Here is an 11,892-nt window from a genome sequence, read left to right on the forward strand (position 1 = left end):
GTCCTATGCGCGGGCTCACATCGGGCACGTACCGAACTCACCAATAGTTGCTCATGCGATGCTCAGCGTGAGCACCCTCCCGGCTCGGCGTGCGCACCTCCCTTGGCCTCCCCGGGCAGGAGCAGGTGTACGTCGCCGAACTCGTGCCAGAGGTAGCGCTGCCTCAGCGCCTCGGCGTATCCGCGGCGCAGGGCGGCCCGCCCCGCGATCGCCTCGAGCATCAGCAGGTGCGACGCCTGCGGCTCGTGCAGCCCGGTCAGCAGACCGTCGACCACACGTACGCCGCGCTCCGGCGTGACCACGAGCCCGGTCCAGCCCGCGGCCTCCCGCACCACGCCGTCGGGCCCGGCCGCCGACTCCAGCGCCCGCACGGCCGTCGTCCCGACCGCGACGATCCTCCCGCCGTCGGCCCGGGCAGCGTTCACCAGCCGCGCCGTCGCGGCCGGCACCGCGAAGCGCTCCGGGTACGGCGGCTCGTGCGCCTCGGCCGAAGCGACCCCCGTATGAAGGGTGAGCGGCGCGAACCGGACGCCCCGGCGCACCAGCTCCGCCACCGTCGACGGAGTGAAGGGCCGCCCGGCGCTCGGCATCTCCGCCGAGCCCGAACCGTCGGCGGACCGCACGGCGAAGACCGTCTGGTACGCCGCCAGGGGCTGGTCCCGCTCGGTGTACCCGTACCGGATGGGCCGCCCGTACCGGCGCAGCAGCCCCGGCACCTCACCGCCGGCCACCCGGGCCCACCACAACCGCTCCCCACCCGGCGCGACGGGCTCCTCCAGCCCGAGCCACCCGCCCCCGGGCAGCCGCACCACGGTCCCCGCGGGCCCGCCGAGGCGCGGCCGGGTGGCCCCGGAGCCCAGGGGAGTGCGCAGCTCGACGGCCCAGCGCCGGTCGTCGCCCTCGGTGGAGAAGTGCACGACCACCCGTTCGACCGGCCCGTCGGCCGCCGCCTCCACCCAGCCGTCCACCGCCGCCGCCAGCGTCGGCGACGTATTCACCACCAGCACGTCTCCCGCCCGCAGCAGCCCGGCCAGCTCCCGGAACGCGTGGTGCGAGATCTCGGTACCCCGCGACACCAGCAGCCGCACATCGTCACGCCCCGCGCCACGCTCCTCGGCGGGCACCCGGGCGGAAAGCTCCTCGGGCAACTCCTCCCCCCACCGCGCCCCCACCCGTTTCCCGCCGCCCTCCGGCAGCGGGGCCTTCCCCGACGTCGCGCCCGTACCGTCGGAGGCCGGGCGGCCGCCCGGGCGCCGCCGACGGGTGAAGCCCGGGGCGTCACCGAACCCCCCGCCCGCCCCCGCCTCCCGTATGCCGCCGCCTTCCCCCTCCCCACGTGGGCCGGTCGCGTCCCTCATCGGTCCTCCTCCCCGAGCGCCGAAGCCGCATACCGCCCACTGGCCGGCCGAGGCCGCCCGTCGAGCAGTCGAAGCAACGCCGGAACGGCGGCCGCCGGCTCCGGCCGCCACCCGTCGTCGTCCGGTACGGCGGCCGCGTACAGATCCGTCCGCATGTCGCCCGGATCGACCACCCACACCCGCAGCGCCGGCTCCTCCGCCGCCAGTACCGCCGAGAGCTGGTCGAGCGCCGCCTTCGAAGCCCCGTACCCGCCCCAGGTCTCGTACGCCTCCACCGCGGCGTCCGAACTCACCGAGATCACCGCGCCGCCCTCCCCGTCCCGGCCGGCCGCCGCCCGCAGCAGCGGCAGCGCTTCCCGCACGAGCCCGAGCGCCGCCACCACATTCGTCTCCAGCGCGGCCCGCAGCCCATCCAGCGGCAACGCCTCCAGCCGTACGAGCGGCTCCGCACCCAGCGCGCTCGCGTTGTTCACCAGCAGATCCAGCCCGCCGAGCCCCCGCGCGGCGGCCACCAGCTCCTCCCGGTGCGCCGCGTCGGTGACATCCCCGGCCACGGCCACCACCCGCGTCCCGTACCCGCGCGCCTCCCGCGCCGCGCCCTCCAGTACGGCGCCGGTCCTGGCATCCAGCACCAGGTCCCAGCCCCGCTCGGCGAGCGCTGTCGCCAGCGCCCTCCCCAGCCCCTTCGAAGCCCCCGTGACGACCGCAACCGGCATGACAACCGTCCCCTTAGTCGCACCTTCACCGCATCCGTGCCTTCACCGTAGGAACCGGCGCCCGCCCGGCGCCTCGTGCTCGGGCCCCATCCCGCGGGGGCACTTCGGCCTACGCCCACCGCACCAGGCATTTCGACCTACGTCCTGCGCCCTGGGTTCGGGCCTCCGCAGGTCCGATACGGCCACCGCACCCCGCCGGTACGGTGACCACATGACCCTTCGAGCAGGGGAGACCGCATCCCCCCGCTCCGGCCTCACCGCCGTGAGCACCGCACTGCTCGCCATGAGCCGGCACCTGGAAGTGCGCGACGTTCTCAAGACGATCGTCGCCTCCGCACGCGAGCTCCTCGACGCCGAGTACGCCGCCCTGGGCGTCCCCGACGACCACGGCGGCTTCGCCCAGTTCGTGGTCGACGGCGTCAGCGACGAGCAGTGGAAGGCCATCGGCCCGCTGCCCCGCCAGCACGGCATCCTCGCCGCGATGCTGCACGGCGCCGAGACCGAGCGTCTCGCCGACGTACGCAAGGACCCGCGCTTCGAGGGCTGGCCGTCCGCACACCCGGACATGTCCGATTTCCTCGGCCTGCCCATCCGCGACGGCGACGAGGTCATCGGCGCCCTCTTCCTCGCCAACAAGCGCTGCGACAAGCCCGACGGAGCCTGCGGTTTCACCGAGGACGACGAGGAACTGCTCGGCATGCTCGCCCAGCACGCCGCGATCGCCCTCACCAACGCCCGCCTCTACGAGCGCAGCCGTGAGCTGACCATCGCCGAGGAACGCTCCCGCCTTGCACACGAGCTCCACGACGCCGTGAGTCAGAAGCTCTTCTCCCTGCGCCTCACCGCCCAGGCCGCCGCCGCCCTCGTCGACCGCGACCCGGCCCGCGCCAAGGGCGAGCTCCAGCAGGTGGCCGCGCTGGCCGCCGAGGCGGCCGACGAACTGCGCGCCGCAGTCGTCGAGCTGCGCCCCGCCGCCCTCGACGAGGACGGCCTGATCGCCACCCTGCGCACCCAGATCCAGGTCATGGACCGCGCCCACGCCGCCCGGGTCACCTTCCACAGCATCGGTGTACGGGCCCTCCCCGCCGCCCAGGAGGAAGCCCTCCTGCGGGTCGCCCAGGAGGCACTGCACAACGCGCTGCGCCACTCCGGCGCCGCCCACGTCGACGTCGTACTCGAAAAGCACGGCCAGGGCGCCCGGCTGCGGGTCACGGACGACGGCAGCGGCTTCGATCCGAAGACCGTACGCAGAGCGGGCCGCCACCTCGGCCTGGTCTCGATGCGCGACCGCGCGGGCGGCGCGGGCGGCAGGCTCACCGTGGAATCGGCGCCCGGCAAGGGCACCATGATCGAGATGGAGGTCCCCGGTGGCTGAGGCCCAAGCACGACCGACGGAGAACGGGATCCGCGTCCTGCTGGTCGACGACCACCAGGTGGTGCGCCGAGGCCTGCGCACGTTCCTGGAGGTCCAGGACGACATCGAAGTCGTCGGGGAGGCCGCGGACGGGGCGGAGGGAGTCGCCCGCGCCGAGGAGCTGCGCCCCGACGTCGTACTGATGGACATCAAGATGCCGGGCACGGACGGCATCGACGCCCTGCGCAAACTCCGTGAACTGGCCAACCCGGCCAAGGTGCTCATCGTCACCAGCTTCACCGAGCAGCGGACCGTGGTCCCCGCCCTGCGGGCCGGCGCCTCGGGCTACGTCTACAAGGACGTGGACCCGGATGCCCTGGCCGGCGCGATCCGCTCCGTACACGCGGGCCATGTCCTCCTCCAGCCGGAGGTCGCGGGCGCCCTGCTCGCCCAGGACGAGGGCAACGGCGGCACGGGCCGGGGGACCACGCTCACCGAACGCGAGCGGGAAGTGCTGACACTGATCGCCGACGGCCGCTCCAATCGGGAGATCGCCCGCGCCCTGGTCCTCTCGGAGAAGACCGTCAAGACACATGTTTCGAACATCCTGATGAAGCTGGATCTGTCCGACCGCACCCAGGCGGCGCTGTGGGCCGTCCGGCATGGGATTACGGGTTAATCGGACGGTCTACATCCAGTCCGAGATTCATACCGTCGGGTGTATGTCCCCCGAATGGCGCATCCAGATCGGCCGGGGACCGTTCTTCATGGCGTGCTGCGGCGCTGGCCGCAGCGACGTCTAGGAGGATCCTGAAGTGAAGAACCTGAAGAAGGCCGCTGCCGTCACCATGGTCGCGGGTGGCCTCATCGCCGCCGGAGCCGGTGCTGCCTCCGCCACCGACAGCGGTGCGCAGGCCCAGGGCAAGGCCGTCCACTCGCCGGGCGTCGGTTCCGGCAACCTGGTCCAGGTCCCGGTCCACGTCCCGGTGAACGCCGTCGGCAACACCGTCAACGTCATCGGCGCCCTCAACCCGGCCTTCGGGAACGACGGCATCAACCGCTGACCCACCCCGGTCGAGCGGTGCCACCGGCCCCCAGGCACACACGCCTGGGGCCGGTCGCGTGCCGGGGGCCCGCACCGACCCGGGCCGGGCCCCCGGCCCGCATCCCTCAGCGCCCCCGCTCCCGCTCCTCCACCCACGCGTTGTACGCCGCCACCTGGGCCCGCCGCGCGACCCGCTCCACCGGCCGCAGCGCCTCCCCGCGCGCCGCCATCTCCGAAGCGCTCACCGCGCCGCCGTGCCCGTTCTCGCACGCCACCGAGATGAGCAGCCCCACCCGCTGCGCCAGCTCAAGCACGCGTACCGCCCGCGGCGGATAGCCGGGAGCGAGCACCTCACCGCCGCCAACCTCCACCCGAGCCCGGTACGCGTCGATCGCCGCCTCGGCCACCGGACCCGACCCCGCCACATCGAGCCGCGACAGGACCGCCGTCGCATCGCGCAGTGCCTCCGCGAGCTCCCGCTCGGCCTCCCCGAGCGAGGGCACATCGGCGGGCGGAGCCTCCCGCACGGTCAGGCAGTGCCACGTCACCTCGACCCGCACATCTCCGGCCGGCCCCACCTCGTACACCTCCGGCACCAGCCCCAGCGCCGCTCCCGAGCAGACCACCGCCTCCTCCGCCTCCAGTGCCCGCGCGTTGAACTCCGGCGGTCCGCTGAGGCCCAGCGGATGACCCGACGCAGGCAGCGCCACCCGGAATCCGGTGGCCCCGAGCGCCCGCAACCGCCCCAGGGCCAGCGTGAGCCCGACGGGCCCCACCTCCCCGGGTACACCGTCCACCCGGTGCACCGCGTCCTCCCCGACAATGGCGAGCGCTACGTGATCCGGCGAAGCAAGTCCGGCCAAAAGGGCATTTCCCCATGCGGCCAGTCGTCCTGAGCGAGGTTCGGAAAGCATGGCCCCAGCCTAGGGAATGGACCTAGCAGCCGGACCACTCGAGCGGTGGCGTAGGTTTTCCCCTGGAGCTGTGCCCACAGGCACACCCGACATTCTCGAGACTGCATGGGGAGACAACGCGCTCATGAGCGATGTACTGGAGCTGGTGGACGTATCCGTGGTCCGCGACGGACGCGCTCTGGTGGACGACGTCTCCTGGTCGGTCAAGGAGGGCGAGCGCTGGGTGATCCTCGGCCCGAACGGCGCCGGCAAGACCACCCTGCTGAACGTCGCCTCCAGCTACCTCTTCCCGTCCACCGGCAGCACCAAGATCCTCGGCGAGACGCTCGGCAGCCCCGGCACCGACGTGTTCGAGCTCCGCCCGCGCATCGGCATGGCCGGCATCGCGCTGGCCGACAAGCTGCCCCGGCGCCAGACCGTCCTCCAGACGGTGCTCACCGCGGCGTACGGCATGACCGCCACCTGGCACGAGAACTACGACGAGGTCGACGAGCAGCGCGCCCGCGCCTTCCTCGACCGCCTCGGTATGACGGAGTACCTGGACCGCAAGTTCGGCACGCTCTCCGAGGGCGAGCGCAAGCGCACGATGATCGCCCGCGCGATGATGACCGACCCCGAGCTGCTGCTCCTCGACGAGCCCGCCGCCGGGCTGGACCTCGGGGGCCGCGAAGACCTCGTCCGCCGCCTCGGCCGCCTGGCCCGCGACCCGTACGCCCCCTCGATGATCATGGTGACCCACCACGTCGAGGAGATCGCTCCCGGCTTCACCCACGTCCTGATGATCCGGCAGGGCAAGGTCCTCGCCGCGGGCCCCGTGGAGACCGAACTGACCTCCCGCAACCTCTCCTTGTGCTTCGGCCTCCCGCTCGTCGTCGAGCGCCGGGCCGACCGCTGGACCGCCCAGGGCCTGCCGCTCACCTGACCGGGGCCATGCCCGCACCCTGTCCGCGAAGACCGCCCGCACCTACCATGACCATGTGGACATCGACGCATGGGTGTGGTGGCTGATCGGCGCCGTCGGGCTGGGAATTCCGCTCGTGGTGACCGCGATGCCCGAGTTCGGAATGCTGTCGGCAGGAGCGGTCGCCGGCGCCGTGACCGCGAGCCTGGGCGGCGGGATGGTCGCCCAGGTGCTGGTCTTCGCCGCCGTCTCGGTCGCCCTGATCGCGGTCGTACGTCCGATAGCCGCCCGCCACCGCTCCGAACGGCCCCAACACGCCACCGGCATCGACGCGCTGAGAGGGCGTCAGGCAGTGGTGCTCGAACGGGTCGACGGCAGCGGCGGCCGGATCAAACTCGCCGGCGAGGTGTGGTCCGCACGCTCCCTCGACGCGGAACAGAGCTTCGAACCCGGCCGGCAGGTCGACGTTGTCGAGATCGACGGAGCCACGGCCGTAGTGATGTGACCGGCCAGGTAAGCCGAACACCCCGCACACCGGCCCGCGTTCTGGGAAGATTGATCATCAGATCGTCCGCGCACGGCCTGGCCGGTCTCCCGAGAAGCACGACACGAAGGGCACGGGAAACGCGATGTCATCCGTCATCATCGTCCTGATCATTCTGGTGGTGCTGGTATTCATCGCCCTGATCAAGACGATCCAGGTCATCCCGCAGGCCAGCGCCGCCATCGTGGAGCGCTTCGGCCGCTACACCCGCACGCTCAACGCCGGCCTGAACATCGTCGTCCCGTTCATCGACTCGATCCGCAACCGGATCGACCTCCGCGAACAGGTCGTGCCCTTCCCGCCCCAGCCGGTGATCACCCAGGACAACCTGGTCGTCAACATCGACACGGTCATCTACTACCAGGTCACCGACGCCCGGGCCGCGACGTACGAAGTCGCCAGCTACATCCAGGCGATCGAGCAGCTCACGGTCACTACGCTCCGCAACATCATCGGCGGCATGGACCTGGAGCGGACCCTGACCTCCCGCGAGGAGATCAACGCGGCGCTGCGCGGCGTCCTCGACGAGGCCACGGGCAAGTGGGGCATCCGCGTCAACCGCGTCGAGCTCAAGGCGATCGAGCCGCCCACCTCCATCCAGGACTCGATGGAGAAGCAGATGCGCGCCGACCGCGACAAGCGCGCCGCCATCCTCACGGCCGAGGGAATCAGGCAGTCCGCGATCCTCACCGCCGAAGGCGAGAAGCAGTCCGCGATCCTGCGCGCCGAAGGTGAGGCCAAGGCGTCCGCACTGCGCGCCGAGGGCGAGGCGCAGGCCATCCGTACGGTCTTCGAGTCCATCCACGCGGGCGACCCGGACCAGAAGCTCCTCTCGTACCAGTACCTCCAGATGCTCCCCAAGATCGCCGAGGGCGACGCCAACAAGCTCTGGATCGTCCCCAGCGAGATCGGCGACGCACTCAAGGGCCTCAGCGGCGCCTTCGGCAATTTCAGCGGCGGTGGCCCCGGCTTCAACACGGGCCAGGAACGCCGCCAGGAACCCCCCATCGACTGACCTGCCGACCGAAGCGGGCCCACCGTCGTGCATGATCGGTGCATCAAGCAACGATCATGCACGAAGGGCACACCGTGACCATCTGGGAGATGCTCGCCGTCTTCGCCGCGGGCGTGGGCGCCGGGACCATCAACACCATCGTCGGTTCCGGCACCCTCATCACCTTCCCGGTCCTGCTCGCCACCGGCCTGCCGCCGGTGACCGCGACCGTCTCCAACGCCCTCGGGCTGATCCCCGGCTCGATCAGCGGCGCCATCGGCTACCGCAAGGAACTCACCGGCCAGCGCCGCCGTATCCTGCGCCTGGGTGCGGCCGCCGCCGCCGGAGGCATCTGCGGAGCCGCACTGCTCCTCGCACTCCCACCGACCGCCTTCGAGACGATCGTCCCGGTGCTTGTCGCCCTCGCCCTCGTCCTGGTGGTGCTGCAACCCCGCATCACCAAGGCCGTCCAGGCCCGCCGCGAGCGAAACGGCACCCGCACCGACGCCGACGGCGGCCCGCTCCTCATCACCGGCCTGCTGCTTGCCAGCGTGTACGGCGGCTACTTCACCGCGGCGCAGGGAATCATCTACGTCGCGCTCATGGGCATGCTGCTCACCGACACCCTGCAACGACTGAACGCCACCAAGAACGTCCTCGCCGCGATCGTCAACACCGTCGCCGCGACCTTCTTCCTCTTCGCCGCGGAATTCGACTGGACGGCCGTAGCCCTCATCGCAGTCGGCTCGACCCTCGGCGGCCAGCTCGGCGCCAAGATCGGCCGCCGCCTGCCCCCCACCGCCCTGCGCGCCCTGATCGTGGCCGTCGGCACGGTCGCGATCGTCCAACTGCTGCTGCGCTGACGCGACGCGCAGAAGCCCGCCTCCCCACGAAGGCGGGCTCACGCGTGATGCGGGCTAGGCGGACTGCGCCAGCCACTCCGGCAGCGCCGACCGCTCGTCCGCTCCGAGCGCCAGCAGCATCGCGTCGGCGGGCGACGGCACGAACGGCCGGCGCAGCAGCGGCATCCCCGCCTCGTCCGGCGTACGGTCGGCTTTGCGGTGGTTGTCCTCCGCGCAGGACGCCACCGTATTCAGCCAGCCGTCCCCGCCACCCTGGGCCTTGGGCACCACGTGGTCGACGGTGGTGGCCCGCCGCCCGCAGTACGCGCACCGGTGCTGGTCCCGTATCAGCACACCGCGCCGCGACCACGGTGCCTGTCTTCGGAAAGGCACCCGGACATAGCGGCACAGCCTGATCACCTGCGGCACCGGAAGCTCCACGGCGGCCGCCCGCATCCGCAGTCCGGGGTGGGCCTGTTCGACGACGGCCTTGTCCGTCAGGACGAGCACCACCGCCCGGTTCAACGTCACCGTAGACAGCGGCTCGAAGCTCGCGTTCAGTACCAGCGTGTCCCGCATCCCGCCCACCCTCCCTGCGCCGGCCCACCCCGTGGCGGGCTTGGATCAACTCTGACCGGGCACACCGAGATGGACAACGCAATAAAAAGATGCCCGTCCCTGATCTCTTCCAAGACCAGGGACGGGCAAACAGAAAGTGAACGGTCAACTCGCCGCAGGAGCCTCGTATTCGGCGACCAGCTGCGCACGCCCGAGCGTGTGGAACCGCAGGTTGAATCCCACCGCGGCGGGGGAGGTGTCGGCGTCGGGCCCGAGCTTCTCCGTGTCCACCGCGTACACGGTGAAGACATACCGGTGCTTCTCGCCCGCAGGGGGCGCCGCCCCGCCGAAGTCCTTCGACCCGTAGTCGTTACGGGCCTGAATCGCGCCCTGCGGCAACCCCTCGAACTTCCCGCTGCCCGCTCCGGCCGGCAACTCCGTCACCGACGCGGGAATGTCGAACACGGTCCAGTGCCAGAACCCACTGCCGGTCGGCGCGTCGGGATCGAAGCACGTCACGGCAAAGCTCTTCGTCCCGGCGGGAAATCCTTCCCACCGCAAGTGCGGCGAGGTATTGCCGGCCGCGTACACCTGAGCGTCCCGCAACACCGCGCCGTCCGCGATGTCCTCGCTCACCACAGTGAACGAGGGCACCGGCGGATGGAAGTCATGAGGAAGCGGCGGCCTCTTCGCCTCGGACACGTCTGAACCTCCGATTGGACTTGCTACTTGACGGCTGCCGAGCCTAGAGCCAGTTGCGCTGGCCGCCGACCTGGGCGAGCCACTGGTTGAGGTAAGCCACCCAGTCGGTTCCCTGGAAGTCGTTCAGCCCGACCTTGAAGGCCCGGTACGAGTCGCTGCTCTCACTGAAGAGCCCCGGCTTCTTGTCCATCTCCAGCACGACATCCATCTCGCGGTCGTCCGCGACGAAGGTCAGCTCGACCTGGTTCAGCCCGCGGTACTGCTGCGGCGGCAGGAACTCGATCTCCTGGTAGAACGGCAGCCGCTGACGCGTCCCCCGGATGTGGCCGCGCTCCATGTCGGCGCTCTTGAACCGGAAGCCCAGCTGTACGAAGGCATCCAGAATCGCCTGCTGCGCCGGCAGCGGGTGCACGTTGATCGGGTCGAGGTCGCCGGAGTCCACGGCGCGCGCGATCTCCAGCTCGGTCGTGACACCGATGTTCATGCCGCGCAGCTGCTGACCGGCGATGCTGGTGATCGGCGTCTCCCAGGGAATCTCCAGCCCGAACGGCACCACGTGCACCGCGCCCGCCTTCACCTCGAAGGCACCACCGAGCCGCTGCTTCGTGAATTCGATGTCCTGCTTGACCTCCTGGTCACCGCCCTCGACCTCGACGCGTGCCTGCAGACCGACGGAAAGCCCCTCGATCTGCTGGTCGACCGAGCCGCCCTGGATACGCACCTCGCCCTGCACTACACCGCCGGGCACGACGTTCGCCTCGGTCAGCACCGTCTCCACCGACGCGCCACCGGCACCCAAGCTCGCAAGCAACTTCTTGAAGCCCATGACTTCTCCCAGATCTTTTGGTTCTGACTCTGACCAGTACGAACGCGGAAGGACCACGCCCGGTTCCGCGGCCCCCACCCTGGCAAAGCACGCGCCTCAAGGCCAGCTACCCGAACGGGCGACTTCCACTACGCTCGGAGGGCATGATCACGGACCCCGACCGTACGCCGCTCCCCAGGATGTTCTTCGACCGCCCCGTACTGGAGGTCGCCCCCGACCTGCTCGGGCGCACCCTCGTACGACTGACCGACGAGGGACCGATCGAACTCCGCATCACCGAGGTCGAGGCCTACGACGGCGCAGGCGACCCCGGGTCGCATGCGTACCGGGGAAGGACTCAGCGCAACGCATCGATGTTCGGCCCGCCCGGGCATGCGTACGTCTACTTCATCTACGGCATGTGGTTCAGCCTCAACCTGGTCTGCGGCCAGGAGCGCACCGCGAGCGGAGTCCTCCTGCGCGGGGGAGAGGTAACGCGGGGCCAGGAGCTGGTGCGCGAACGTCGACTCTCGGCCCGAAGTGACAAGGAACTGGCCAAAGGCCCCGCACGCCTCGCCACCGGCCTCGCCATCGACCGCACCCTCGACGGCACCGACCTCTGCGCCGGCCCCGACTCCCCTCTCGCTGTACTGCACGGCGCCCCCGCCCCCGCTGACCTGGTGCAGAACGGTCCACGCACCGGCGTGGGCGGCGAGGGCGCGGACCACCCCTGGCGTTTCTGGATCGACGGGGACCCCACGGTCAGCCCTTTCAGGGCCCACACGCCACGCCGCCGACGAAGTTGACGTGGCCCCGGCGGACGCCTAATGTAGCCCGAGCCGCTTGACACGGGCACTGCTGTCGGTACGGGCTTTCGAGCCAACCGGAGCACCTCGAGGCGGCCAACCACTATTACGATTTCCCTGACGGGTTCGATTTCGGCATGCCCGAATTCTTGCCCACCGGCTCGATTATGAGCCGCAAGGGAAATCCGCTAAAGTAGTGACCACGCCGAAAGGGAAACGCGAAAGCGAAAACCTGAAAGCAACCCCGCCGACGGGGAATCGGACACGAAAGAGTCTGATAGAGTCGGAAACACGAAATGCCGAACGAAAGCCCGGAGGAAAGCCCGCGAGGGTGAGTACAAAGGAAGCGTCCG

Annotated in this window: 14 protein-coding genes; 8 read left to right on the plus strand and 6 right to left on the minus strand. The window is 70.7% G+C overall.

The window, feature by feature from the left end; translation table 11 throughout:
• Window positions 1-62: 62 nt before the first annotated feature.
• Together ACWIHY_RS20030 and ACWIHY_RS20035 are read right to left on the minus strand one after the other, a co-directional pair.
• A complete protein-coding gene (locus tag ACWIHY_RS20030) occupies window positions 63-1,358 on the minus strand; it encodes an S-adenosylmethionine:tRNA ribosyltransferase-isomerase (protein ID WP_454376976.1) in 1,296 nt (431 codons plus the stop codon).
• Window positions 1,355-2,074 (minus strand): SDR family NAD(P)-dependent oxidoreductase, encoded by a 720-nt coding sequence (locus tag ACWIHY_RS20035; protein WP_454376977.1) that lies wholly within the window; start codon window positions 2,072-2,074, stop codon window positions 1,355-1,357. Before ACWIHY_RS20035 ends, ACWIHY_RS20030 begins: the two co-directional genes overlap by 4 nt.
• A 211-nt stretch (window positions 2,075-2,285) precedes the next feature.
• Between ACWIHY_RS20035 and ACWIHY_RS20040 the strand changes: the two genes are divergently transcribed.
• The 3 genes from ACWIHY_RS20040 (at window position 2,286) to ACWIHY_RS20050 (ending at window position 4,492) form a co-directional block, all read left to right on the plus strand.
• Window positions 2,286-3,449 (plus strand): GAF domain-containing sensor histidine kinase, encoded by a 1,164-nt coding sequence (locus ACWIHY_RS20040; protein WP_454376978.1) that lies wholly within the window; start codon window positions 2,286-2,288, stop codon window positions 3,447-3,449.
• The gene (locus tag ACWIHY_RS20045; RefSeq protein WP_454376979.1) at window positions 3,442-4,107 is read left to right on the plus strand and encodes a response regulator; all 666 of its coding nucleotides are present in this window, start codon (window positions 3,442-3,444) and stop codon (window positions 4,105-4,107) included. The genes ACWIHY_RS20040 and ACWIHY_RS20045 overlap by 8 nt, the downstream gene beginning before the upstream one ends.
• Window positions 4,108-4,243: 136 nt before the next feature.
• Window positions 4,244-4,492, plus strand: a complete 249-nt coding sequence (locus ACWIHY_RS20050) for a chaplin (protein ID WP_454376980.1) — start codon at window positions 4,244-4,246, stop codon at window positions 4,490-4,492.
• Window positions 4,493-4,598: 106 nt separating this feature from the next.
• Here the strand turns inward: ACWIHY_RS20050 and ACWIHY_RS20055 are convergent, their stop codons facing one another.
• Window positions 4,599-5,387, minus strand: coding sequence for a hypothetical protein (locus ACWIHY_RS20055; RefSeq protein ID WP_454376981.1), 789 nt, complete (start codon window positions 5,385-5,387; stop codon window positions 4,599-4,601).
• A gap of 124 nt (window positions 5,388-5,511) precedes the next feature.
• On the opposite strand from ACWIHY_RS20055, the gene ACWIHY_RS20060 reads away from it, so the two are divergent.
• From ACWIHY_RS20060 to ACWIHY_RS20075, 4 genes are all read left to right on the plus strand, one after another.
• Window positions 5,512-6,309, plus strand: coding sequence for an ABC transporter ATP-binding protein (locus ACWIHY_RS20060; RefSeq protein ID WP_454376982.1), 798 nt, complete (start codon window positions 5,512-5,514; stop codon window positions 6,307-6,309).
• A 55-nt stretch (window positions 6,310-6,364) separates the two neighbouring features.
• On the plus strand, window positions 6,365-6,793 hold the full coding sequence (locus ACWIHY_RS20065) for an NfeD family protein (RefSeq protein ID WP_454376983.1): 429 nt from the start codon (window positions 6,365-6,367) through the stop codon (window positions 6,791-6,793).
• Between the two features lie 124 nt (window positions 6,794-6,917).
• Complete coding sequence (locus ACWIHY_RS20070) at window positions 6,918-7,847, plus strand: SPFH domain-containing protein (protein WP_138905376.1); 930 nt, start codon at window positions 6,918-6,920, stop codon at window positions 7,845-7,847.
• 74 nt (window positions 7,848-7,921) lie between these two features.
• The gene (locus tag ACWIHY_RS20075; protein WP_454377002.1) at window positions 7,922-8,689 is read left to right on the plus strand and encodes a sulfite exporter TauE/SafE family protein; all 768 of its coding nucleotides are present in this window, start codon (window positions 7,922-7,924) and stop codon (window positions 8,687-8,689) included.
• 54 nt (window positions 8,690-8,743) lie between these two features.
• Here ACWIHY_RS20075 and ACWIHY_RS20080 read toward each other — a convergent pair whose 3' ends face one another.
• The 3 genes from ACWIHY_RS20080 to ACWIHY_RS20090 form a co-directional block, all read right to left on the minus strand.
• Window positions 8,744-9,247: an HNH endonuclease gene (locus ACWIHY_RS20080; RefSeq protein ID WP_454376984.1), complete on the minus strand. Its 504-nt coding sequence runs from the start codon at window positions 9,245-9,247 to the stop codon at window positions 8,744-8,746.
• A gap of 144 nt (window positions 9,248-9,391) precedes the next feature.
• On the minus strand, window positions 9,392-9,928 hold the full coding sequence (locus ACWIHY_RS20085; protein WP_454376985.1) for a YbhB/YbcL family Raf kinase inhibitor-like protein: 537 nt from the start codon (window positions 9,926-9,928) through the stop codon (window positions 9,392-9,394).
• Window positions 9,929-9,971: 43 nt separating this feature from the next.
• Window positions 9,972-10,754 carry a sporulation protein gene (locus ACWIHY_RS20090; RefSeq protein ID WP_454376986.1) on the minus strand — a complete coding sequence of 261 codons (783 nt, stop codon included), beginning with the start codon at window positions 10,752-10,754 and terminating at the stop codon, window positions 9,972-9,974.
• Window positions 10,755-10,897: 143 nt separating this feature from the next.
• Between ACWIHY_RS20090 and ACWIHY_RS20095 the strand changes: the two genes are divergently transcribed.
• Window positions 10,898-11,539: a DNA-3-methyladenine glycosylase gene (locus ACWIHY_RS20095; protein ID WP_454376987.1), complete on the plus strand. Its 642-nt coding sequence runs from the start codon at window positions 10,898-10,900 to the stop codon at window positions 11,537-11,539.
• The last annotated feature ends 353 nt before the right edge of the window (window positions 11,540-11,892 follow it).

The organism is Streptomyces sp. NPDC055287 (assembly GCF_053646035.1).

Bases quoted from the DNA above. Each gene is read 5' to 3' on its own strand.
- ACWIHY_RS20030 (WP_454376976.1), bottom strand. From the start codon at position 1,358: ATGAGGGACGCGACCGGCCCACGTGGGGAGGGGGAAGGCGGCGGCATA.
- ACWIHY_RS20035 (WP_454376977.1), bottom strand. From the start codon at position 2,074: ATGCCGGTTGCGGTCGTCACGGGGGCTTCGAAGGGGCTGGGGAGGGCG.
- ACWIHY_RS20040 (WP_454376978.1), top strand. From the start codon at position 2,286: ATGACCCTTCGAGCAGGGGAGACCGCATCCCCCCGCTCCGGCCTCACC.
- ACWIHY_RS20055 (WP_454376981.1), bottom strand. From the start codon at position 5,387: ATGCTTTCCGAACCTCGCTCAGGACGACTGGCCGCATGGGGAAATGCC.
- ACWIHY_RS20060 (WP_454376982.1), top strand. From the start codon at position 5,512: ATGAGCGATGTACTGGAGCTGGTGGACGTATCCGTGGTCCGCGACGGA.
- ACWIHY_RS20070 (WP_138905376.1), top strand. From the start codon at position 6,918: ATGTCATCCGTCATCATCGTCCTGATCATTCTGGTGGTGCTGGTATTC.
- ACWIHY_RS20080 (WP_454376984.1), bottom strand. From the start codon at position 9,247: ATGCGGGACACGCTGGTACTGAACGCGAGCTTCGAGCCGCTGTCTACG.
- ACWIHY_RS20090 (WP_454376986.1), bottom strand. From the start codon at position 10,754: ATGGGCTTCAAGAAGTTGCTTGCGAGCTTGGGTGCCGGTGGCGCGTCG.
- ACWIHY_RS20095 (WP_454376987.1), top strand. From the start codon at position 10,898: ATGATCACGGACCCCGACCGTACGCCGCTCCCCAGGATGTTCTTCGAC.